Source organism: Paenibacillus planticolens, assembly GCF_013141725.1.
GTDB lineage: Bacteria > Bacillota > Bacilli > Paenibacillales > NBRC-103111 > Paenibacillus_E > Paenibacillus_E planticolens.
This window is the reverse complement of sequence record NZ_WHNZ01000030.1, coordinates 70,323-93,482: the sequence shown is the minus strand read 5'-3', so window position 1 is coordinate 93,482 and position 23,160 is coordinate 70,323. Positions and strand designations below refer to the sequence as shown.

General features: G+C 49.8%; 22 protein-coding genes. 11 read left to right on the top strand and 11 right to left on the bottom strand.

What is annotated here, in order from left to right; translation table 11 throughout:
- Positions 1–73: 73 nt before the first annotated feature.
- The 3 genes from GC097_RS14965 (at position 74) to GC097_RS14955 (ending at position 4,074) form a co-directional block, all read left to right on the top strand.
- The gene (locus GC097_RS14965; RefSeq protein ID WP_171684105.1) at positions 74–1,633 is read left to right on the top strand and encodes a DUF3502 domain-containing protein; all 1,560 of its coding nucleotides are present in this window, start codon (positions 74–76) and stop codon (positions 1,631–1,633) included.
- A gap of 123 nt (positions 1,634–1,756) precedes the next feature.
- The gene (locus GC097_RS14960; protein WP_171684104.1) at positions 1,757–3,541 is read left to right on the top strand and encodes a CocE/NonD family hydrolase; all 1,785 of its coding nucleotides are present in this window, start codon (positions 1,757–1,759) and stop codon (positions 3,539–3,541) included.
- Between the two features lie 14 nt (positions 3,542–3,555).
- Positions 3,556–4,074 carry a DinB family protein gene (locus GC097_RS14955; protein ID WP_171684103.1) on the top strand — a complete coding sequence of 173 codons (519 nt, stop codon included), beginning with the start codon at positions 3,556–3,558 and terminating at the stop codon, positions 4,072–4,074.
- An 86-nt stretch (positions 4,075–4,160) separates the two neighbouring features.
- Here the strand turns inward: GC097_RS14955 and nagA are convergent, their stop codons facing one another.
- Together nagA and nagB are read right to left on the bottom strand one after the other, a co-directional pair.
- A complete protein-coding gene (gene nagA / locus GC097_RS14950) occupies positions 4,161–5,333 on the bottom strand; it encodes an N-acetylglucosamine-6-phosphate deacetylase (RefSeq protein ID WP_171684102.1) in 1,173 nt (390 codons plus the stop codon).
- A complete protein-coding gene (gene nagB / locus GC097_RS14945; protein ID WP_171684101.1) occupies positions 5,330–6,058 on the bottom strand; it encodes a glucosamine-6-phosphate deaminase in 729 nt (242 codons plus the stop codon). Before nagB ends, nagA begins: the two co-directional genes overlap by 4 nt.
- A 241-nt stretch (positions 6,059–6,299) precedes the next feature.
- Here nagB and GC097_RS14940 point away from each other — a divergent pair, with 241 nt between their 5' ends.
- From GC097_RS14940 to GC097_RS14930, 3 genes are all read left to right on the top strand, one after another.
- Positions 6,300–6,968 carry an HAD family hydrolase gene (locus GC097_RS14940; protein ID WP_376768390.1) on the top strand — a complete coding sequence of 223 codons (669 nt, stop codon included), beginning with the start codon at positions 6,300–6,302 and terminating at the stop codon, positions 6,966–6,968.
- Positions 6,969–7,038: 70 nt separating this feature from the next.
- On the top strand, positions 7,039–7,263 hold the full coding sequence (locus tag GC097_RS14935; protein WP_171684099.1) for a spore germination protein: 225 nt from the start codon (positions 7,039–7,041) through the stop codon (positions 7,261–7,263).
- Between the two features lie 802 nt (positions 7,264–8,065).
- On the top strand, positions 8,066–9,073 hold the full coding sequence (locus GC097_RS14930) for a cation diffusion facilitator family transporter (protein WP_171684098.1): 1,008 nt from the start codon (positions 8,066–8,068) through the stop codon (positions 9,071–9,073).
- Positions 9,074–9,270: 197 nt separating this feature from the next.
- On the opposite strand, the gene GC097_RS14925 is transcribed toward GC097_RS14930, so the two are convergent.
- The 5 genes from GC097_RS14925 to GC097_RS14905 form a co-directional block, all read right to left on the bottom strand.
- The gene (locus tag GC097_RS14925) at positions 9,271–10,404 is read right to left on the bottom strand and encodes a YheC/YheD family endospore coat-associated protein (RefSeq protein ID WP_171684097.1); all 1,134 of its coding nucleotides are present in this window, start codon (positions 10,402–10,404) and stop codon (positions 9,271–9,273) included.
- Positions 10,405–10,410: 6 nt separating this feature from the next.
- Positions 10,411–11,538 carry a YheC/YheD family endospore coat-associated protein gene (locus tag GC097_RS14920; RefSeq protein ID WP_171684096.1) on the bottom strand — a complete coding sequence of 376 codons (1,128 nt, stop codon included), beginning with the start codon at positions 11,536–11,538 and terminating at the stop codon, positions 10,411–10,413.
- Positions 11,538–12,902: a YheC/YheD family endospore coat-associated protein gene (locus GC097_RS14915; RefSeq protein WP_171684095.1), complete on the bottom strand. Its 1,365-nt coding sequence runs from the start codon at positions 12,900–12,902 to the stop codon at positions 11,538–11,540. Before GC097_RS14915 ends, GC097_RS14920 begins: the two co-directional genes overlap by 1 nt.
- A 99-nt stretch (positions 12,903–13,001) precedes the next feature.
- Entirely contained in the window at positions 13,002–14,129 is a 1,128-nt protein-coding gene (locus GC097_RS14910) for a YheC/YheD family endospore coat-associated protein (RefSeq protein ID WP_171684094.1), read from the bottom strand.
- A 9-nt stretch (positions 14,130–14,138) separates the two neighbouring features.
- The gene (locus GC097_RS14905) at positions 14,139–15,515 is read right to left on the bottom strand and encodes a YheC/YheD family endospore coat-associated protein (protein WP_171684093.1); all 1,377 of its coding nucleotides are present in this window, start codon (positions 15,513–15,515) and stop codon (positions 14,139–14,141) included.
- Between the two features lie 160 nt (positions 15,516–15,675).
- Here GC097_RS14905 and GC097_RS14900 point away from each other — a divergent pair, with 160 nt between their 5' ends.
- Positions 15,676–16,011: a YlbF family regulator gene (locus GC097_RS14900; RefSeq protein WP_171684092.1), complete on the top strand. Its 336-nt coding sequence runs from the start codon at positions 15,676–15,678 to the stop codon at positions 16,009–16,011.
- 303 nt (positions 16,012–16,314) lie between these two features.
- Positions 16,315–17,370, top strand: a complete 1,056-nt coding sequence (locus GC097_RS14895; protein WP_171684091.1) for an acyltransferase — start codon at positions 16,315–16,317, stop codon at positions 17,368–17,370.
- A 609-nt stretch (positions 17,371–17,979) separates the two neighbouring features.
- On the opposite strand, the gene GC097_RS14890 is transcribed toward GC097_RS14895, so the two are convergent.
- Positions 17,980–19,008: an NADH:flavin oxidoreductase/NADH oxidase gene (locus GC097_RS14890; RefSeq protein WP_171684090.1), complete on the bottom strand. Its 1,029-nt coding sequence runs from the start codon at positions 19,006–19,008 to the stop codon at positions 17,980–17,982.
- Between the two features lie 219 nt (positions 19,009–19,227).
- Here GC097_RS14890 and nfsA point away from each other — a divergent pair, with 219 nt between their 5' ends.
- The 3 genes from nfsA to GC097_RS14875 all read left to right on the top strand — a co-directional run bounded on the left by nfsA (position 19,228) and on the right by GC097_RS14875 (position 21,859).
- A complete protein-coding gene (gene nfsA, locus GC097_RS14885) occupies positions 19,228–19,956 on the top strand; it encodes an oxygen-insensitive NADPH nitroreductase (protein ID WP_171684305.1) in 729 nt (242 codons plus the stop codon).
- Positions 19,957–20,061: 105 nt separating this feature from the next.
- The gene (locus tag GC097_RS14880; protein ID WP_171684089.1) at positions 20,062–20,343 is read left to right on the top strand and encodes a hypothetical protein; all 282 of its coding nucleotides are present in this window, start codon (positions 20,062–20,064) and stop codon (positions 20,341–20,343) included.
- A 202-nt stretch (positions 20,344–20,545) separates the two neighbouring features.
- The gene (locus GC097_RS14875) at positions 20,546–21,859 is read left to right on the top strand and encodes a DRTGG domain-containing protein (protein WP_171684088.1); all 1,314 of its coding nucleotides are present in this window, start codon (positions 20,546–20,548) and stop codon (positions 21,857–21,859) included.
- Here the strand turns inward: GC097_RS14875 and GC097_RS14870 are convergent.
- The 3 genes from GC097_RS14870 to GC097_RS14860 all read right to left on the bottom strand — a co-directional run bounded on the left by GC097_RS14870 (position 21,856) and on the right by GC097_RS14860 (position 23,064).
- Positions 21,856–22,149 (bottom strand): YtpI family protein, encoded by a 294-nt coding sequence (locus GC097_RS14870; RefSeq protein WP_171684304.1) that lies wholly within the window; start codon positions 22,147–22,149, stop codon positions 21,856–21,858. The genes GC097_RS14875 and GC097_RS14870 overlap by 4 nt on opposite strands.
- A 94-nt stretch (positions 22,150–22,243) precedes the next feature.
- On the bottom strand, positions 22,244–22,729 hold the full coding sequence (locus GC097_RS14865; RefSeq protein WP_512699049.1) for a sporulation membrane protein YtrI: 486 nt from the start codon (positions 22,727–22,729) through the stop codon (positions 22,244–22,246).
- 2 nt (positions 22,730–22,731) lie between these two features.
- Positions 22,732–23,064, bottom strand: coding sequence for a YtrH family sporulation protein (locus tag GC097_RS14860; protein WP_171684086.1), 333 nt, complete (start codon positions 23,062–23,064; stop codon positions 22,732–22,734).
- Positions 23,065–23,160: the final 96 nt, after the last annotated feature.

The following is a 23,160-nucleotide window of genomic DNA, read 5'->3' as shown; positions in this document are numbered from 1 at the left end:
TTTGTCAATCCGAATCCGGATCGGATGATAATAGATTGTACAGCCTGTAACATGACATTAGGAGGGTTCGAATATGAAAAATAGAACATTAAAAACCTTGTCACCCGTCATCGTAAGCTGCTTATCCATCAGCATGCTGCTTAGCGCTTGCGGGACTAACAATAACAGTGCATCTCCTTCGCCGGTCAGCAGCGAGCCTTCTTCCCCTGCCAGCAGTGCTGCCGCTAGTCCAGCCGCAGCGGAGCTTAAGCCTTATGAAATTACATGGTATTTGCCGCAAAGCGTATTCCCGGATGCTAAGCTTGTGCAGGATGCGATGAGCAAGATTACGAAAGAAAAAATAAATGCCACGCTGAATATTCAATTAGTCGATTGGGGTACGTACGATCAGAAAATGCAAGCGATTGCAGCCTCAGGGGAGAAAGCGGATCTGATTTTCACATCGAACTGGACGAACGATTATTTGCAAAACGTAAACAAAGGCGCATTCCTCGACATTACGGATCTGTTAGCGAAATACGGTGCTGATATTAAGAAGCAAGTCCCCCCATCCGCCTGGGATGCCGCGAAGGTGAAAGGCAAGCTGTATGGCATCATTAATACTCAAGTTTTGGCTCGCACACCGGGCTTACTCATGAACAAAACGTACTTGGACAAATATGGCTATAAAGCCGATCAATTTAAAAAATTGGCCGATTTGACCCCGTTTTTCGAAAAAGTCAAACAGGCTGAACCGGACAAATATCCGTTTAGCTTAAAAGGCGACACCGATGTGATGGGCAACTACGGCACCGCGATCGGACTTGAATATTTCTCCCAGAAAAATCCCGGTGTTATCCGAATCGACGATGCGTCGTCCAAAGTCGTGAATTTATATGAAACGCAGGAGTTCACGGCCTTTTTGAAACAAATGCGCGAGTGGTATTCCAAAGGGATCATCCGCAAAGATGCGGCAACGATTAAAGACACGAACTCGGATGAATTGGCGGGTAAATATGTGTCATCCACATTTACAGTTATTAATCCGGATTCGGCCGCGAACCAGGCTCAAAGATTCGGCGGCGGAGATGCAGCGAACGTAGCAGCGGTTGAATTCTCCAAGCCTTATATGAGCACAGGCTCTATTATCGCAACAATGACAGCGATTTCACGAACTTCCAAAGATCCAGCAAGAGCCATGATGTTCTACAACCTGATGTATGCCGATCCAGAGCTGTTTAATTTGATGAGCTATGGCATTGAAGGCAAGCACTATACGAAGGTTTCGGATGATTTGATCAAAAAAGTGGACAATGCCGGTTATTGGATGGACTCCGGTTGGGAGTACGGCAACATGTTCAATTCGTTCCGCACAAGTGCGACTCAGCCGAAATGGTATCCAGCCGGTCCTGATAAGAATGCCGCAGCTATTCCGTCCAAATTGTTAGGTTTCTCGTTCGATCCAAGCAACGTGAAAAGCGAATTGGCGCAAACCGCTTCGGTGGTGGACGAATTCTATTCCGGGCTGATCACGGGAATCGCCGATCCGGATACGACCTTGCCAACGATGAATGCGAAGTTGAAAAAGGCGGGCTTGGACAATATTCTGGCCGAAATGCAGAAGCAAATTGATGCTTGGAAAGCATCCAAGTAAAACACAGCATCGCAGCAACGCCCGCATTTACGAGTTCGAAGTATACGGAAATTAACGGCAGCGCCGTTGGCGTTCATCCCGGCTCTTTGGGATGGACGTCTTTTTCTCCTGGGAGGGGTTAGCATGTCAGAAACAACTGAGCATTTGATGCCTGAACCTACGCACGAAGTTGGGGAGTATCACAAGGTTATGGTCCCGATGCGTGACAACATTCGTTTAGCGACGCATGTATGGCTGCCGGAAGGGAAAGGCCCATGGCCCGTCCTTCTCATGCGTAATCCTTACGTAAACAGCAGCGATGTGTACGATCCTTCCTTTGTCCTTTTCGCTCGTTACGGATATGCGGTCGTTCTTCAGGAATGCAGGGGACGAGGCTCGTCCGAAGGGACTTGGGAGCCTTATGTCAACGAACGGTCGGATGGGCTTGATACGCTGGACTGGTTAGTTCGGCAGACTTGGCAGGATGGCAGCATCGGCCTGTACGGTGGATCGTATTTGTCCTTCAATCAATGGATACTAGCGGATTGTTTGCCGCCGGAGGTGAAGACGCTGTACCTTTCCGTTATGGGGACGGATCTCTACCGTTTTGCCTATATGGACGGCATGTTCAAGCCGGATATTTATACTTCATGGGCCTTGTCCAACTCGGGCAAGGATTGGGGAGAAGCGGATTTGGCCGAGATGGCTCACAATGCGTATCGAATTTGGCCGCCGATTGAGATGGATGAGAAGCTTCTGGGCAAAAGGTTGCCGTGGTACCGTGATTTTATTGCCAATTCCGGCTCTGGCGACTCCTTATGGAATGAAGGTTTATGGGGGCTGTTGAAGTCAATGCCGCCGCAAATCAATATCCCCGTCTGCATGGTGTGCGGTTGGTTCGATATTGCGCTGGAGACGATGTTCACCGCTTTCCATCAATTGAGGCCAGACATTCGCGACAGGAGCCGTTTCACCGTCGGTCCATGGGTGCATTCGCTGGTTCCTTATGGCGATCTGGATTATCCGGGAGGACGGGTGGATGGTCCGAACGGGGGGACGAAAGCTGCGCTGGATTGGTTTGACGCTATGGTCAAAAATCAGCCCTATAAGGAACAGTTGGGAGTCGTTCATACGTATGTCATTGGAGACAAAGGTTGGCGAACATGGGAGCAATGGCCGCCGGAGAATGACGCGATGTTATTTTATCTGAACGAAGGGAAATCGCTTGGGAAACGTCCGTCTGCTCAGCCTGCTTCCTTTTCCTATGAGTACGACCCTAAGCATCCAGTACCTACAGCAGGCGGCAGCACGCTGCTTTCCGTGTATGGCGATTCCCCTTATCTCCCGAAGGCGGCAAGTGTCTTACAACCGGAAGCGGGCTCTAGGCCGGATGTGATTTCCTTCCTATCCGAACCCTTGGCGCAGGATCTGCTCGTTGCCGGTCAGATGAGGGTCGGGCTGCATGTGAGCTCAACGGCGGCGGATACCGCTTTTACGGTGAAATTAATGGAAGTATTCGCCAGTGGCGAAGCGTATAACTTTGCTGACGGCATCACGAGCTTGGCCTATCGGAATGGATCATCCATGCGGCTTTCTTATGAGCCTGGCACCATCGTGAGCATAAGTATCGAGCTATGGCCGATCACATGGCGGTTGAAAAGCGGATCGCGTCTCAGGCTGGATGTCTCTTCCTCCAACTTCCCTGCTTATCATGTTCACCCGAACGTTGCCGGCAATTGGGGGGAGCAAGGAAGCCCGGTAACCGCGAAGCAATGTTTGTATGGTGGAGGTGATTTAGTATCTTTTGTCCGATTGCCTGTGGCGCGTTATTTAGATATAGGGAATGTAGCGTACTGCGGTTTAAAGGGAAATATTCCTTCTTTCGCGAATAGGTTTATATCTTTTTTTGTGAAAATAGTTGTCTCATAGAAAGGAGCCGTTAGATGAATTTTAATATGAAAGAAGCTATTGAGGTTCTGGAACGAACACCACAAGCATTGGCGTTTTTTTTATCCGGTCTATCGGATACATGGTTGAATTGCAACGAAGGCGAAGGAACCTGGACTGTCTCTGAAGTCATTGAACACCTCATTGAGTTAGAAAAAGATACGTGGATACCAAGGTTAGCATTTATTCTTCAGGAAGGCGAAAGTAAACCATTTCCTGCCATTGATCTCAATTCCCACACAATTGAAAGTTCGTCAATAGAACAAAAGTTATTTGAATTTAAAACGCTAAGAACACAAAATCTAGCTAAACTTAAGGGTTATGTGGAAACGGAATTGAATCTTGAATCGACGGGGTTACACCCTAGATTAGGTGTAGTGAAGGTAAGAGAACTACTGTCTACCTGGGTTGTTCATGACTTAACCCACACGGCTCAAATCGTACGGGTCATGGCCGGGAGATACAGGACGGATATTGGGCCTTGGAAAGAATATATAGGCATATTGAAAAAGTAACGATGGACATGTGAACCACATTTGATAATAAACGAAGGGCTGCTCCTCAAGTAGATGATCTACTTAAGGGGCAGCCCTCTTGTATTTTAGGCTTGCAATTCTTTGCCGCGAATCCATACGTGTTCGATGTCGAGATCAGGGCTGACAAGGAGCAGATCCGCCTGCTTGCCTTGCGCAATCGAGCCGTGCGACGCCTGAAGCTGCAGCAGCCGCGCAGGATTGCCGCTCGCGAAGCGGCTCGCGTCCTCGACGCTGACACCGACCTCGCGCACCATGAAACGGAGCGCATCGATCATCGTCAGCGTGGAACCGGCGAGCGCGCCGCCTTCCGTCAACCGGGCAACGCCCGATTGAACGGTGACGGCTTGCCCGCCAAGCTCGTACTGCCCGTCGCCGAGTCCCGCGGCAGACATGGCGTCCGTGATGAGCAGCAGGCCATGCGGCTGCTTGGCTTTCACCAGCAGGCGAATCGCTGCCGGATGCACATGGATGCCATCGGCGATGACTTCGCCGCTGATGCGGTCGTCGGTGAGGACGGCACCGACGGTACCGGGTTCGCGATGATGCAGCGGCTTCATCGCGTTGAAGGTGTGCACTGCGTGCGAGAGCCCCGCGTCAGCCGCCGACTGGATGTCGGCGTACGAGGCGTCGGTGTGGCCGCAGGCGGCGACGATGCCGTGATCGCGCAGCCACGCGATCGTCTCAAGCGCTCCCTCGCCTTCTGGGGCGAGGGTAAGCTGCTTCACGAGCTGCGGATAGCGCTCGTGCCAATCTTGCACCCATGAAAGCTGCGGCGGCAGCATCAGCTTCGGGTCCTGCGCGCCGGCCCATTTCGGCGAGATAAAAGGCCCTTCCATATGCACGCCAAGCAGCCTGGCGTAAGGCATCGGTTCTTGCATATAGCGGTTTACTTCGCCTAGGACGCGGTCAATGTCCTCACGCGTTGCCGTCATCGTCGTTGCCAGCATGGAGGTGGTGCCGTTTGAGGCGTGAAACCGGGTAATGGTATCGAGCGTCTCCGGGCTCGCCTCCATGAAATCAGCGCCGTACCCGCCATGCACATGAACATCGATGAAACCGGGCAATAACCAGCTGCCGCGAGCATCGATCGTTTGGGCATCCGGACCGGGAGCGCTAGGCGCCCACTGTGTGCCGGTCTGGATTGCCGCGATAACGCCATCTTTGATATGAACGGCGCCTTGTTCAATGACGCCCTGTTCGGTTACGATTTTGGCACCCGTGATGACGAGTTCGCTCATTCGAAAAACCTCCCGGCCTCAGCGTCAAGCAGTACGACAAGGTGCGGGTGAGTTTGCAGCAGAGTAGCCGGAACTTCGGTTGTAATCGGTCCTGTCAGCGCACGGTGAACGATTTCGGCTTTATCTGCTCCGCGAACGATCAGCAGGATCGTTTTGGCTTTGAGGATCGTGCCGACTCCCATCGTTAATGCATGCGTAGGCACTTCCTCAATGGTGTTGAAAAAGCGAGCATTCGCTTCGCGGGTTTCAGCTTTCAATTCCACGAGATGCGTTCCGCTGACCAGTGAATCGTCGGGCTCATTAAAGCCAATATGTCCGTTATGGCCGAGGCCGAGAATTTGCAAATCAATCTGCTTCGCATCGTCAAGAAGTTCATTGAATCTCGCGCATTCCGCTTCCAAATCGGGAGCATTCCCGTTAGGGAGATGAGCGGATGCAGCAGGCAGGTCAATGTGCGCGAACAAATGCTGCTGCATATACGCGTGATAGCTCTCTGGATGATCTACCGGCAAGCCGACATATTCGTCCAGGTTGAAAGTAGTGACGTTCTTGAAGCTGACGCGGCCTTTATCGTAAGCTTTCACTATTTCTTCATAAATCCCAACTGGCGTGCCGCCCGTCGCTAAGCCCAGAACGGCTTTTGGCTGCATTTGGACAAGCGAGGTAATAATCCCGGCTCCGGCCTCATTGAGTTCTTGTTGATTTTGAAAAATGTGAAGATTCATGTTTGTACTCCTCGCTCTCATCGGCAATTATTTACATTGGTTGGTTGAATTTTGAAATTATTTTGCATAAAAATATCATTTTTCGATGTAATTATTCTCATTTCAATCATAACTGTTTTTATTGCTCTCGGCAACAGGCTTTTTCCCAAATATGAACATTGACTTACATGGGTATGTTTGCCATTCTAAACTAAGATCATTATACGTCATGTAGAATTTATGCCGGAGAAGGAGCTTGATGATGAGCACACAGAGAAACTTACCTGAAGCTATGTTTTTTGATATGGATGGCACGTTATTTCAAACGGAGACGGTTTTATTGCCCGCTTATCATGCGACATTTGATGCGCTTAGAGAAAAGGGGCTGTATGCGGGAGAAACTCCGCCGGAAGAAAGAATCTTGGGAGCGCTGGGCATGCTGCTTGAGCATATTTGGCAGCGGGTGATGCCGGATGCTTCGATGGAGGCGCGCCTGGCAGCCGATGAGCTGCTGCTAAAGTTTCAAATGGAGGGGCTGCAGCAGGGGCAGGGCAAGCTGTACGAAGGGGTTGCCGAAACGCTGCAAGCTCTGAAGGACAAAGGCATCCGATTATTTGTGGCAAGCAACGGGTTGGAGGACTATGTCGGCCATGTGACCGAAGCGATGGGGCTTTCCCACTTATTCGAAGACTTATACAGCGCTGGAAAATACCAAACCAAATCCAAAGTGGATCTGGTCAAAATAGCCCTCGAGACACATGGGATTGAATCTGCCTGGATGGTAGGGGACCGTTCTTCCGACGTGGAGGCAGGCCTGAAAAATAACCTGACTGTAGCGGCTTGTGATTATGCAGGCTTCCGGGAAGCCGGAGAGCTGGAAGGCGCGCATATTCGAATCCGCAGCTTCGCTGAACTGTTGGAATATGTTTAAGCGGAATTAGTCGCAAACCAAGTAGGCTGGGCATACACTGTAGCACATTGAGATAAGGGTGCTGATCAGAATGCCTTCTTTTATAGGATTTTTCAACATTATTAGGAACGAAGGAAGCCTGGTGAACGGAGACACATTAGTGATTGCTCCGACAAGCGCAGCCAAGTCGTATTCTGGTAGCGGAGGCGACATTACGGGGGATTTCGGCGTTTCCACTTCTATATTTAGCGCGACAGTTACGTTTGACCCCGATGTTGTGGAAGCTGGGGCTAACAAAGTGGCTACAGGAACGTAATGTTTGTTAGGATGATCGGCTTTAAGCTCCGGAAATGGGCTTAGAGCCGATTTTTTTTCGCGAGTGAGTCTCCAGTCTCCATGCCTCGCTGGAAGGGAGAGGGAACTACAGGGCTCTATTTTGCTGGAAACAGCCCTTTCGGCAGGGGAATGGGAACTGGGGTCCGCTATTCCACCATTCCGAGCAGGAAGGTAGATCATTGAGGTGAAATAAGACCCTCTAGTTCCCCTCGGACACCCGAAAATCGGCTTTTCGCCGAAATAAGGGAATGGAGTTCCTTTATCACGAATAGAGCATCAATGAGCATCAATACGCTGCGCTCGTTCGAGCACAGTTGTTCCACGTGAACGGCCACGGTAGGGGGAAGTTGATCCTACTCAGCTCAACTGCAAAAAGTACATCTAAATCAGCCTCCACCATGCCGTTTTCAACCAGTACCTGCATTAAGTACAGGTAATTTCACCAGAAATGGCCAAAATGGCTCATTTCACCGAAATTACCTGTACTTTTTACATCAAAGGTAGCTAAATCGCACTTAAGCATTCAAATTACCTGCACTTTTGCAGTTTCACGGGGAGAGAGAGGTTTGTTTATAGCGGGAAAAGGGGGAGTGTCAAAAAGTTTGGGAAAGTTGGGTTTGCTCATTGGGTTCTCCGTAATTTCTCCCTTTTAGGCGAAACCTTATTGACAAAAGCTGGCTTCACTCATTAATATATGAATAAGTGCTCATATATTAATTCGTTATGTATAAAGTTACGAACAGCATGCCATTCTAGTGGCAGAGCAACAGGGAGGGAATGCCATGCATCAACATTCGCCAGAAGAAAAATCTCATAAGGATCATGCTTCATGCAGCCACGAGGGCCATAGCGAACACACCCACGCGCACGATGGACACCACCATGGACACCATCACGGGCACGGGCACCATCATCATGGTCATGATGGAAGCAAACAGGGTCTTATTATTGCGCTTTGCATAACCCTAGGAATCATGATTTTAGAATTCATCGGTGGGTTATGGACGAACAGTTTGGCGCTGCTCTCCGATTCGGGGCATATGTTAAGCGACGCCGGCTCGCTGTTCTTAAGTCTGGTCGCGCTTTGGTTCGCGGCTAAACCGTCGTCGGCCAGCAAATCGTTTGGCTTTCACCGCGTTGAAATTTTAACAGCGCTCTTTAACGCGGTCACTCTTTTTCTGATTGCCGGTTTTATTATATGGGAAGCGTTCGATCGATTTTTTAACCCGCCAGTCGTAGCCAGCGGTTCCATGATGATCATTGCCTGCATTGGGTTATTAGCCAACCTGCTAAGCGCTTGGTCGCTAATGCGCAAAGGGGATGTGCATAGCAATTTGAACCTGCGCAGCGCATATCTTCATATATTAGGCGATGCGCTGGGCTCGGTCGGAGCCATCGTTGCTGGTGCGGTTATGCTTATTTTTGGTTGGTATGCGGCCGATCCGATCATTAGTGTCATTGTGGCTCTCCTTATTCTCAAAGGAGCTTGGGCTGTTCTGAAATCCACGATTCATATTTTGATGGAGGGGACGCCCGCTGAGATTTCTTTAGGAGAAGTCAAGCAGGAGCTGGAAAGCATTGACGGCGTCATTAACGTACATGATTTGCACATCTGGACGATTACTTCGGGACTCGACGCATTAAGCTGCCACTTGCTCATTGCTGACGATCAGGACAGCCAATCCATCCTGCAGCAAGCGATTCATCGGATGGAGGAACGTTTTCGTATTAGCCACACAACGATCCAGATTGAGAATTCAACGAATAAGCATTCGGAGTTAAAAGTATAGCTTGTCCGCTTTGCGATGACACATCTACAGGGACGGAATCCGCTCTGCAGGAGCATTGTGTTCATGATTTATCAACGCGGCTTGCGATGGGGCAATCGGCGGACTCTCGATCTTTTACTTATTCTGCGGTCTCAGTCTTTTACTTATGTAGGTCGGAAGCTCCTTACAGCCAGGGGCTGCCGCTTCCGATTGATTGCTTAATCCATTAAATCCAAATCCTCTGATGCTTGCGTTTCTAATTTGCGTGATTGCTGTTTCAGCATCCAGACCGCGTATTCGATGGGCCGTGTAACCGCCTTCTGGTAGGTTGCGTTTTCGCCGATTCTGCGAAAAACTTCCCGGGAGGGCTTGGGATTGACTTCGAGCAACCAAACTTCGCCTCGCGGATCTACCGCGATATCCATCCCCAACTCGCACAGTTTGCCGAATTTCGTTTCTAGAAAGTCCGCGAGCATATAAGCAAAGCTATTCATTTCTTGCTTGATGGTTTCCGTTTTTTCAGAAGAAGCAAAACGGTATGCAAGCAGTTTATCTTGAGAAACAGCGCTGCCGCCACCGTGAAGATTCGAAGTGATGCTGCGCTGAGGACCGATACGGCCCGCACAGCCGGTTACCTCCCATTCACCTTGGCCGTTTTTCTGAATGAGCAGCCGGTAGTCATGCACGCGTCCATCTCTCAGTTTCAATTGAATGCCCTGTTGAACCACATAGTCCGGGCTTAGCTTCAGCGAATGCAGCTTGACGAGCAGCTGTTTTTCGCTGGCGCGGTACGGGGTGATGATGGTTCTTTGCTGATTTCTTCCTTGTAATAAATAGAGGTCGTGGTCGAGCTGTTCAATTCGCAGGATGCCTCTGCCGCCTGTTCCGCTTTTCGGTTTGACATACACGAGTTTATGCTTTTTGAGGAATTTCAGCAGCTCCTGCACGGAGCTGAATCGCACGGTAACCGGGAGGTAGGAACGAATGCTCTCATTCTCGGAAAGTATTTTGTGCATGGACCATTTGTTGGCTAACGGCCTGCTCAAAAAGGTCAGCTTGGCATGACGATTGCGGAACGCTTTGAGCATTTGATAGTTGGCTATGGCTTTGTAGCGGCAGCGGTCATAAATAACCGGCGGCATGGATGTGCGGCGTCGAATCCATCTTCCGTGTGCCGCATCATAAGTCAACGTGCGTACAGAGTTGTCGGCTTCCACATCGGTCGGCGAGAAGACTTCGACTTGAACGCCCAGTTTTTTACCTTCCTTACTGAGCCTTTGAAAATAGGAGAGTTCTTCCAGTTTAGATTTGCTTAAATAAATAGCGAGTACGCCCAGTCGTTGTGAAGACAAGCATAATCACCTTCTTCTTCCATTATTAATAAGGTAGAGGCTGTAGCGAATAATGCGTTCAAGTGATTTCTTGCGAATTTTGGGTTCGTCGAATTTCATCGGTTTGGAGTTTGCTTCAAAGAACCAGATATGTCCTCCGATATCCACACCGATATCCATCGACATTTCACCAAGCTGATTGCCCGACGATTTTTCAATTTGGGTGGCGAGCGTAACGGCGGCTGTTTCAACCCGTTTTAAAATGTTTTTCGCTTCCTTGGCACCAAAGCCCTGAGTAAGCAGCTTAAACGGATCGTCGATAGATCCGCCCCTTGGGACGTGCGTCGTAATGCTGGCTTTTCCGGCAACGCGTGCACCTACGCCTGATACGCTCCACTCGCCTTTGGATGTCTTCTGGATGAGTGCGCGTAAATCATAGGCCCGCTGTTGGTATCTGGCTAATGCGATCCCCTGCTGGACAATATATTCATGGGTGCCGCGGTGACGATTCCATTCGCTCCAGAGCTCAGAAGTGGAATTGTGATAACTGTAGGTCATCTGTTTATCCACCTGGCGGCTTAACCGGTATTGGGTTTGATTACTCTTCGTGGTCAACCGGTCAATTCGCATAATCCCTTTTCCGGCTTTGCCTTTCACCGGTTTTAAATACAGCACGGAGTGTTTGCGCAAAAGGGAAGTCAGATCGTCAGCCGAGCTTAATTGCTTGGTGTCGGGCATGTAAGGTTTGCTTTCTTTGGCGCCGTTCAGCCAACTAAACAAGGTCCATTTGTTAAAGAAGGAAGAATTAAATAAATGGACGCTGGTACTGCGATTGCAGGCTTGAATGGTTTGTTGGACTTCGGGCTTCATCTCCATTTTGCGGTAGGGTATCCGATTGTATACGACTTGAGGAGCGGGAACGAGTTCCCTGCTCCATTTCTTCTTCTGAGCGTTGTAACGGTAGCCGTGGATCTCATTGCTCGATAAATTGAAGTCTTTTGTCGTCACGACGTAAACATCAACCCCAAGCCGCTCACCGGTCTGGATTAAATCAAGAAAATTGTGCAAATTGCCGCGGAATACCCGATTGCTATCCTTCACGGTAAGAATGGCTAGCGTCGGTGTTGACTCTTTATTGTTCAGGAAGAAAGCCATTAGTTTTCCCTCCTAGAGCGGAATCTGCTCAAGTAGAGGCAGTGCTCGTAAATACTTTGCAAAGTAGCGTGGTCTCCCTCTTTTAAGGACGGATGTTTGAAAATGGATCTGCCTGGTTTGGCATTCGCTTCGAACATCCAAATTTTCTCATTTTGATCGATGCCAATATCGAATCCGAGTTCCCCGAGCAAGTGATTATAGTTATTTTCGATGCCTTCAGCGAGTTTGATGGCTGTTTCTTTGGCATTGGTAAGCACCTGTTCTGCGCGGCTGCCGTAGATTTGGCGAAGCACCTGTTCTGGCGTCATTAACTGACCGCCGTTGCGGATGTGGGTGGTTACACTGCCCTTGCCGGATTTTTTAGCCCCGATGGCGGCTACAACCCAGTTGTTGCTCCCGTTCTTCGTCATATGGAAGCGGAAATCAATCGGACAGTTGTCGATTTCAATGAGACGAATTCCTTGCTGGGCCACATAGTTCGAAAGGCGTCCGCGTCCGGTGCCGAGCATTTGCATGAGTCCTTCGAATTTCCCATAGCGGATGAGTACGTTTTTACCGCCTTTGCGGTAGCGAACGAAATAGCCGCGTTTCGGGTTGTAGGTGACCCGGAAAATTCCGATGCCCAGGCTCCCCGCCGTAGGTTTTAAATAAATGAATTTATGCTTGTCGAGCATTTCTTTAATTTGATCGGCAGACGGATTGATGCGGGATTCCGGAACGAATTTGAAAGCATCGTCCCCATCTAACATTTTGTAGACATCCCATTTATCAAAAAAGCTCCAGTTAAAGAGCGGAATGCCTCTGCGCACAAACCGGTCCTTAAAGCCCTCCATACCGGCGGATTTCTCGGCTTTACGGCTGGAGAGCCGGTTGTAGACGACATCAGGCAGCGGGAAGGTTTTGCGAATCCAGCCCCCGCCCTCTTTGGGAATAATGCCGGTGACCGTTTCCTGAACCCAGTTGACGTTCCTCGGGCTGAAAGCGAAAATAAATGATTTACTTGAACCTGTATTTAAAACTTGGCGGATGAATCCGGTTTTTGTACCGAAGGGAGACGACCCGCCCGTGATATTCGTCAAAACGCCGATGATCGGGCCGATGCGCAGTTCTTTGTTCGTCGTACTGGCAACCATGACGCTCCCTGCTCGAGGTATGCGCAGTGAAGCCATTAAGGAAAGCGGAATGTACATATGCTGACCACTTTTTTTGATCAGGCGGATCGGTAGTGTGGCTGTTTTGCTGCCGACCTTTACAGTAATCGATTTATTCCCGGTTAACCGTAAAGCTTTGACGAGTTCACTTGTTAAGTAGACCGATCTATCTGTTCGTTGTACGGCGTGGAGCATACACGTTGTCAAACTCATTAGGTTACCCTCCTAAACTTGTTGCCCTACGGGGCTTTCCGTGTCCTGGCAGACAGTCATGAACGTTTGTCCGCCTGGCCACATACCAGCAAGCCAAGCTTAGCTCAGCTTTTTGTTCAGCAAATATCCAGCATAATAGACGGGGTTTGCAATGGATTTCATACGCGCTTTCTCATTATGCATACGCGCAAAAATCGTTCTGCCCGGCTTGGAGTTCACTTCCAGAATCCATACGCGGCCCAAAGCATCGATGCCAAAATCAATGCCAAGCTCCGCCAATCGCCCATGATGGCTTTCTAGAATCGGAGGGATGCGAGTCGATAACATGGCAACCGTGGCCATAAGCTCACCCGCCTTGTTCTCGCCGAACTCCCTCGTGAGGAAGGCCGGTACCTCTTCGGCAGTGCCTCCGCCGTGCAGGTTGGAGGTTATACTGCCAGGCTTGCCGATTCGAACAGCCATGCCCGTGCTTTCCCATAAGCCGGAGCCGTTCTTTTGTACGAGAGAGCGTATATCGTAAGCCATTCCTTCGGATGATTGCAGGTGCAGATACTCTTGCATGAGATAGGGCCGGGTGCCGATACGGCTGCGCAGCCAATGCCAGCAGGAATCGAAATGTTGGAAATGACGTTCGACAAGTCCGTTATGCGCATTGCGGCCTTTGACATGAAAGGCAATGCTTCCATCCATTGCGTTTATTTTGCGTAGATGCAGGGCGCCTTTCCCTTGACTGCCGCCTTGCGGTTTAAGGAATACGTCGTTCTTTGTAAGAAACCAATCTCTAAGGTCACTGCCGCTTGTGAGCAAGTTCGTCTCAGGCAAGTAACGGCTGAGCGTGCTGTCTTTTTGCATCATTTGCCCGACTTCCCACTTCCCGCCGAGCCCATAGCCTAAGAAGCGAATAAGGGGTGTTTCGCGCAGCTTCTTCACTTGGTGCAAGTAGTGGTCATAGCTGCTCTTATTGCTAAAGAAGCATCGGTCGTAAATCAGCGAAGGCAGTGGAAAGAGCTTGGAGACCCATTCTTTCGTTTCAGTCTCAAAGGAGTAACCCCGTACCGTTTGCCCTTTCCAATCAATGCGATTCGGTGAGAATACGACGACGTCCAGACCTTCCCGGGCAGCGCAGTCAGTCAGATGCATATAGAAATCTGAACTTGCAAAAGGCAGCTCCCTATTCAATTCTGTGACCATGATCCCGAGCAATGGACGTTTGGTGCTTCTTCGCATAATGCCACCTCAAATCTTTGCCAAATATTTGGCATATTGCACGAGTTGTTTCACGGACGGCCTGATTTTTTTCTCATTGTTTAATGGTGTGTTATCGTCTTTGGACGGTTTGGAGTTGACTTCAAGCAGCCAAACCTTACCCGTTTTATCTACAGCAAGGTCGATTCCTAACTCTCCAAAATGACTGGGAATTTGTGCTTCAATTCCTTTGGCGATGTCCAGAGAAGCCTTGCGCAAGCGTGCCTTGACAGAGACACGAGCAGTTGGTGAAACTGATGATCTGGCCAGCGCGCCCGTCACATTCGTCAAAGTGCCGCCCCGTGCGAGGTTGGAGACGAAATGCTGCGTTCCGGCGATGCGTCCGACAATCGAAGTGATGGCCCACTCGCCTTTTGCTCCGCGCTGTACGAGGGAACGGAAATCAATCGTTTTGCCGTCGGTTGTGATGAGGTCCAGTCCTTGCTGCAGCTGATAGCGCTGGGTTTTGAGCTTGCCGGCAATCGCCTGGAACAGAGCGGAAATGGATGGGAATGTTTGTTTGCGTACACCGTTTAAGTTCGTAAAGTCACACGTATAAGCGTCGCCGGGTTCCCGGCGAATCCGAATGATCCCTTTTCCCAGGGAGCCGGTGATCGGTTTGAGAAACAGGACGGGATGGCGGGAGGCCATGGATTTGAGCATTTGATAATTTTTGAAGAGGTAAGATTCCGGTAAATACCCGTGAAGGGAGCTCTCTTTGCGCAAGGCATCGAACACTTCCGTTTTGTTCAAATATTTCTCATTGAAGACTTCGGTGCCGTGACGGGCCTTGGCATCTTTCAAAAATTGTTGAACGTTCGGCTGGTTCTCGTACTTGCGCGAGGTAAGGCGGTTGTAAATCACATTAGGAATCGGAAACGTTCTTTTGTTCCATGAACCGTTGGAATACGCATATGCAGAAATGGAGCTGGCGTTCGCTTGCATTTCGCCTGGCGGAAAAAAGCAGATGACAGCCCCGTATCGTTCACATGCAGCCGTCATTTCTTTACAAAAAGCGGTGATAGCACCAAAAGGGCGATCGGGCGCATTCTTATAAACGCGGCTGATCATCACACCAATTAAGGGTCCAATCGACAAGGTGCCCACATTGTGCCTATAATGAATATTAAGCTGCGCCCCTTGATGAATACCGATCTTGGCGGCGAGGACGGGATTGAACCGCAAACTGTTCGATGTAGCCGCCGTTATGACCTTGACATCCTGTTTGGCAGAGCCAAAGCGCAGGACCATCGATTGATTGGACGGAACTTTCCATTTTCTTGCAATGGCTTCACTTAGAACAACGGTCCGATCATCCAAATAGATGCTGGTGCCTTGAATGGATATTCCGACTTTCGTCCTGGTCAATAGCGAACACTCCTTCCAGCATCAAAAATGGCATTGCTGTTTAAGCAAAGTAAACTACTCCATCATATGAGGACATATATCCCTTTGTGCTTGGGATGTGTTCGAAACTGTTTGGGGAAGAGCCCAACCGCGAGTTGGGAAAAATGAGGAGGTAATGGAAATGAATGTGCATGATAGAGCATATGAGCTTGCAAAAGCAATTAAGGAAAGCAGTGAATATAACGATATGTTGGCGATTCGCGCTCAGATTAGCCAGGATGCATCCAGCAAAAACGCACTGGAAGATTTCCGTCAACGACAAAATGAACTTCAGCAGAAAATGGCCGCAGGCGCAATGCCGCCGCCAGAAGAGATGGAGAAGCTGCAAAAGCTGTACGACGAACTTGCCCTGAACCCGGGAATCAAGCGGTTATTCGATGCGGAACGCCGTTTATCCATCGTGCTTGAGGATGTGCAGCGCATTATTGCGGAACCGTTGCAAGCGATGCTTAAATAAAAAAGAGACTGTTCGGGAAGTCGCAGAACCTGCGAAACCGGATAGTCTTTTTTTTTGAAAAGTTATAGTTTCAGTAGAGTTTCAGTGATTGTTAAGCGTTTATTCAGGCATTGAATGAGGAGAGCAATTATAATGCTTATTCGTCCCCGCAAACGTCAGACTCGGGAGACGGTTTCCGCCTAGCGTAAAGAAGTTCCTATTTCTATGAGATAGGGACTTTTTGCCGATGATGGAAGTTGCGAATTATGTCGAAACTGTCTATATTAAAGGGTATGTATGAGGAAATGAGGATTTGAAACCGATATGGCCAAACAAAAAATTACGGAGCTCGATATTGTTAGAGCGATTGCGATTCTAGCCGTCGTCACGATTCACGTTACGGCAGACTGGACGGTGGATCCGGCTTTGAAAGGCAGCAGCTCGCAGCTGCTTATGTTATTCTTGAACAAAATGAGCTATTTTGCCGTTCCTGTTTTTATTTTCTTAAGCGGCATTGTGCTGTTCTACATATATACGGATAATTGGAGCGCCAAGCAGGCCGGCATCTTTTATTGGAAACGTGTGAGGCAGGTGCTTGTCCCTTATATTGTATGGTCTTTTTTTTACTACATATACAATCCTTGGCTCTGGACACCGGGGCACCCATTTAAAATAGAGCCGCGGGTGTTTCTGGAACAGTTGAAATGGGCGGATTCGGGCTATCATTTATATTTTATGATCATTATCGTGCAGTTTTACCTGCTGTTTCCTCTGCTTGTTTGGGCTGTGAGAAATGCCGCTTGGTTCCGCAAAACGCTGGCGCTTTGGGGACTCGCCATACAAGCCGGCGTGTACGTGTACAGCCATTGGTTCGGGTCGATCGCCCACAAACCAGAGCTGTGCGTCACCTACTTCGGGTACTTCCTCATCGGAGGCGCGATAGGGATGAATTACGGGGCATTTCGGACGTGGTTGGAGCGCAATAAAGGCTGGGTTATTCCAGCTTCCATCCTTAGCGGCTTAACGTATACATCGCTATACTTGCTGGGACTAAAGGGATACACGTTTGAAAATACGTGGTTTGAGGTGCTTTGGCTGCTTTATAGCATCGGAATCGGCATAAGCTTCATCTGGGGCGGGAAGTGGCTCCTGCAAAAAGCACCGCCCGTTGGCCGCTTCTTCGTTTCCCTGGGATCCGTGTCATTCGGTGTGTACTTGATGCATCCGGCGCTGCTTTCTCTGTGGAAATATAAGGTCCAAATGCCGGGCTCGATCGCGCTCTTTCATCTGTATAATGCGATTGTGCTTGTGCTGATTGTGGCGATTCCTTGGGTGTTGACGCTGCTGTATCGTAAAGTCAGGAAGTTAGTGGGGATTTAATGAAAAAAGACAGAGCGGGATGTGTTTCCTGCTCTGTCTTTTTTTATGAGCGAAACTATAAGGGAACTGCAGGACGCTATTTTGCCAAAAACCACCCTATGGCAAGGAAGTGGGAACAATGGTCCGCTATTTCGCCATTTCGCCCAGATAATTGGGGGGGTGAGGTGAAATAAGACCCTGTAGTTCCCCTTCAACCCTTGAAAATCCGTTTTGTGTCTAAATAGAGGAACGATGTTCCCCCTTTATTAGAACGGGACATCCATGCGAGCTTGCCACAGCACACACAGTAATACTTCTCACTCGGGCTAGTTGCAGGCACGGGCTGGGCGCAGCCCAGAAACAGATGCAGCGCTTAGATTTGCCTCCTATGCTGCACTTTGTGCAACGAAAACGGGGCTGCGTGTTGAAATTCGGAGCTATGTTGTACAAAATGCAACCATTTTTACAGAATGCTCCCAAATCGGCACTTTTCCGCCTCCTATGCTGTACAGAATACAACATAGGGGAGCGAAAGCGCCTAATTCCTGTCATTACGTTGTATAAACTGCAACATAGCAATAGCAATAGCAATAGCAGTAGCAGTAGCAAGGCTTGGGAGCAGCCAAGAAATCAATACCCGCGCGCATATTGCTGCGGGATGTAGGTATGCTCATGCCCCAACTGCACGGCAGCATGCGTCGCCCAATACGGGTCGCGCAGCAGGCCGCGGGCAATCGCGACGAGATCGGCATCCTCGCCGGTGATGACCGACTCGGCCAGAACCGGGTCTGCCAGCATGCCGACGGCAATGACCGGAACCTGCAGCGCTTCGCGAATTTGCCGCGCGAAAGGCACTTGATAACCGGGGGAATTGCCCGGTTTTCGCTGACCTGCAGGGCCTTCCCCGCCTGAGCTCACATGAAACGCATCGACGCCGGCGGCTTGATACGCTTTGGAGAGTTCGATGGCGTGGTCAATATCATAGCCGCCGTCAACGTACTCGACCGCGGAGATGCGGAAAATGAGCGGCATGTCGGCCGGCATTTCTTTTTTCACGGCTTGAATGACTTCCACGCCGAATTGGGCGAGATTTTGCCCGTAGATATCGTCTCTTTTGTTCGTGAGCGGCGATTGGAATTGATGAATCAAATAGCCGTGAGCGCCATGCAGCTCAATGGTGTCTACGCCAGCTTGCACCGCACGTCTCGCAGCATCGCCGAATTGCCGCACGACGTCCTGCACCTCGTCCGTTGTCAGTGCCCGCGGCATTTTGTAGGCATCCCCGGGGAAACGGATAGCCGATGGGGCGACAGGCACTTCGGCATCCTCGGCTTTACGTCCTGCATGAGCAATCTGGATGCCGATTTTGGCGCCATGCGCATGAACGCCATCGATAATTCGGGCGAAGGCGGGGATATGTTCGTCGGACCAGATGCCCAGATCGTTGTCCGTAATCCGTCCGTCGGGATGCACATCCGTCATTTCCACGATGATGAGGCCCGTACCACCGATCGCGCGGGAGAGGTAATGTACGTAGTGCCACTCATTGGGCTTTCCGTCTTTGGCTGTAACGGAGTACTGACACATTGGCGCCATGACGATCCGGTTTCTGATATGCAAGCCTTTTAGTTCATATGGTGAAAATAAATCTTTTTTCATAACGAAACACCTCCGAAAATATGAGTGAAGCTTCAGTCCTGCCAATAGAATGGTGAGTTTGGCTAAAACTATGTATCTAAGTATCGGATGTATTATAATTAATTACAAGTAGCCACTTTTTTGTACGATAGTAACTAAAAGTATACTTAAGGAGCCGTGGGCACTTGAAACGCATCCTTGAGTGAAATAACAAAATGAACCATGAAAGGTCGCATCGATATGAACGAAGTCATCCAGTTATTGCAAAATCACCGCTCGATTCGCAAGTTTACGGATCAGCCTGTCACGGAAGCGCAGTTGCAGGCCATTATAGCTTCCGCTCAAGCGGCTTCAACCTCCAGCAACATGCAGGCCTTCAGCGTCATCCACGTGACGGATGGCGATCTGAAAAATCAGCTTGCCGCGCTTGCGGGAAATCAGGCGTACGTCAGTGAATGTCCGCTGTTTCTCGTATGGTGCGCGGACTTGCACCGCTACGCGCAGGCGGCGCACCGCCACGCGGATACGCCGATCACAGGCAATGCCGAGAATCTCATCATTGCCACCGTAGATGCTGCACTCGCTGCGCAGAATGCAGCCATTGCCGCCGAGTCGCTCGGGCTCGGCGTTGTCTACATCGGCGGGCTGCGCAACAAGCCCGCTGAGGTATCCCGGCTGCTGGGTTTGCCGCAGCTGGTGTACCCCGTCTTCGGCATGTGCATCGGCATGCCGGATCAGGAGCCGCTGCAGCGTCCGCGGCTCCCTCTTGAAGCCGTATACCATGAGAACCGGTATACGGATAACGAAGAGTCGGTCAGCCGGTACGACGAGACCATCCGCGGCTATATGAACGTTCGTACAGGCGGCAAGGTCGACACGACATGGTCCAAGGAGATGGCCGCCAAAGCGCTGCGTCCGCGCGAGCACATGAAAGCTTTCCTGCATTCGCAGGGCTTCGGGGAAGATTAGTTTTTTCCAAACTTTCGCTATGCACTCATATAACAAGAACTTGTCTCATACATTGAAAATAGATGAAGACAGGTTTGTGAGTTCATCAGACGAAAGGAGTGATCAATGTTGAAAGGGTTTAAAAATGTCGTATACATGAGCGCGGCGCTTGGCATGCTGATTTATTCGCTGCCCCAGATGCAGCTGCGGGACGCAGGTTCCCTGCCGATGATTTTCAGCTGCATCTGGATCGCCATGGCGCTTCTCGTCATTGCGTCTCATTTGCATCAAATTTTGGGTGTGGACGAAGAGAAGCGGAGAGAGCTGAAGCGTATCAACCGAATGAAAAAATGGCAGCTGGAGCAGCTTGTTCAAGGTCGCAAAAAAATGCTGCAGTTTCGTAAATAACCGGGCATCCGCAAGCTCAGCTTTCATTTGACTTCGAACATATGTTTGGTATAATACGAATAAAGCATCCAATCCAATAGGGTTGGATTTTTTTCAGTCTGGAAGCTGTCCGCATTGTCCTTGTTCTTCGTAACGATTATACTAGTAGTACAGAGTAGTACAGGAACAAGCGAATGGGGTGTAACAGTTGGATACTCAATCCATGGATGCATTAACGAAGCATGAACAAATTTTACGCCATATAGAAAGTTTGAAGCTCGGCAGCCGAATATCCGTTCGCAAAATTGCGAAGAACATGGAAGTAAGTGAAGGTACGGCTTACAGGGCCATCAAAGAGGCGGAGAATCAAGGGCTAGTCTCCACCAAAGAACGGATCGGAACGGTCAGAGTGGAGAAAAAGCTGCGGCAGAACATCGACAAGCTGACCTTCGCGGAAGTCGTGAACATGGTGGACGGACAAGTGCTCGGCGGCTCGCGCGGACTGCACAAAACGCTGCACAAGTTCGTCATTGGCGCGATGGAGCAGGATGCCATGATGCGCTATATCGAGGCAGGCAGCCTGCTGATCGTCGGCAACCGGAACAAGGCGCACAGCTGCGCGCTTGAACAAGGTGCGGGCGTACTCATTACAGGGGGCTTCGATACGAGCGCGGAAGTGAAGCTCCTTGCCGACAAGCTGGAGCTGCCCATTATTTCAAGCAGTTACGATACATTTACCGTAGCTTCCATGATTAATAGAGCGATATACGATCGTTTGATTAAGAAGAAGATCATGCTTGTCGAGGATATCCTGGCATCGGGCGCCTCCCTGTATGCGCTCAAGGCGAACAGCACGCTGAAGGATTGGCAGCGGTTGTCGGAGGATACAGGCTACAGCCGGTTCCCGGTTGTCGATGAGTGGAACCGCATTATTGGCGTCGTGACTTCCAAGGATATGGTCGGGGCGAACGCTTTGCAGACGGTTGATAAGCTTATGACGCGCAGTCCGCTCACGGTCACGCCGCAGACTTCCGTAGCTTCCGCAGCCCATATGATGGTGTGGGAAGGCATCGAGCTGCTCCCTGTTGTGGACACGAACCGCAAAATGGTGGGCGTGCTGAACCGGAGCGATGTGCTGAAAGCGATGCAGTACATTCAGAAGCAGCCGCAGAACGGGGAAACGTTCGAGGATTTGATCTGGTCCGGGTTGGAAGAGGTCAGAGCTGAGAATGGCACGCTGCAGTTTCACGGCGTCATTACCCCGCAGATGACGAATCATTTAGGCACCGTATCGGAGGGTGTCCTGACCACGTTAATGACCCAGGCGGCCTACCGCATTGTGCAGGAGTTTAAAAAAGGTGATCTTGTCATGGACAACATGTCGACCTATTTCCTCAAACCGCTGCAAATCGACTCCAAAATAGAAATACGACCCACCATTATTGAGGTGAGCCGTAAGTTTGGCAAGATTGACGTGGAAATTTACCACGCAGGTGCTTTGGTTTCCAAAGCGATGCTGACCGCTCAAGTCATCTAGCGCAGCAGGCGATCGAAGTGCCCGTGATTGCGGATGCCGGCGAACAGGTTAAACAATCCGAGCAGGACCAGAACCGTGCCGAAAATGCGGCGGAAGCTGGACTCGCTGAAGAAGAAGAGCTGCGTAACGGCAATCATCACCAGCATTAAGCCCATGCAAATATTCATACGGGCCGAGTAGAGGCCGCGTTTGGCAGGTTCCTTCTCCCGGCGCGCCCGAAAGCTGAAATATACCGACAAGGCAAGCAGCAGGCAAATAAGCGAAAATAAAGAGATTTGAATCGCGAACATGTGGTTCATCCGTCCTTTTAAGCGAGTTTACTGTTAACTTTAGCGATTTTAGGCGGAGATTGCAATCACATCTCGCACAGTTTCCGAAGATTGCTTATGTTCGTTTCTCTTGGGCGGTAATCCAAATGGTCAATTCGGTCTGAATCAGCACGATGGATTTCACTTCAACGACATATTTTTTATCATGCAAAACGTACGTCTTTTGGGTAATCAATTTCTCGTACAGAGGCTGAGCATCCTTGACATAAGTAGCTTTCTGGCCGATAACGATCTTAAACTCGCTCTTAATATCGCTCTCTATTTCTTTTTGAATATCCTCACTAATCAGATCTTCCTGATTTTTGGGAACTAAATGGACGTTGACGACATTAATTAAAGATTGTTTGTTTTTCGTCTTGTTTAAGTTGTCGATATCGTCACGCAAATCACGGTTTTCTTGCAAATATTTATGCATTTCCACATACAGCTGCGTATAGGTGTGCTGATGTATGCTCATATAGACCGCGCTCCCTATGATGGCTCCCGAAACCATCAGACCGAAGCCCGAAAGCAGGCGCTGATATCGGGCAAAAGGAGGCACCCTCAAGGCTGATGGCCTCCCTTGCAAATCATTTGGATGAGCGAAGTGCCGATCTGAGCTCCAAAGAAGGCGACGATAATCAGAATGATCTGTTTAATTGCCGGATTCAAATGTCCTATGGCGACATGACTTTCTATATAGCGTATCGGATCAATCGTGCCGCCTACAGCAGCCACCATGGCCCAAATTTTAATATTTTCAGCAACTGTCATCATTTTCTCCGTCGGTGATTGCAAGGTCAGCACAGCTGCGATGCCGCTTAACATGCTGCCTCCGAAGACGACCCCGAACGCAATGCAGAAGTATAAAATGATATTCGCCCAAAAGACACCCATGGCTTTTACCGCTTCCTTTCCAGCTAAATGTTGGGGACAAACTCTCCATGACCTATTGTATGGGAATGCACAGCCACAATATGATAATATGTAAGG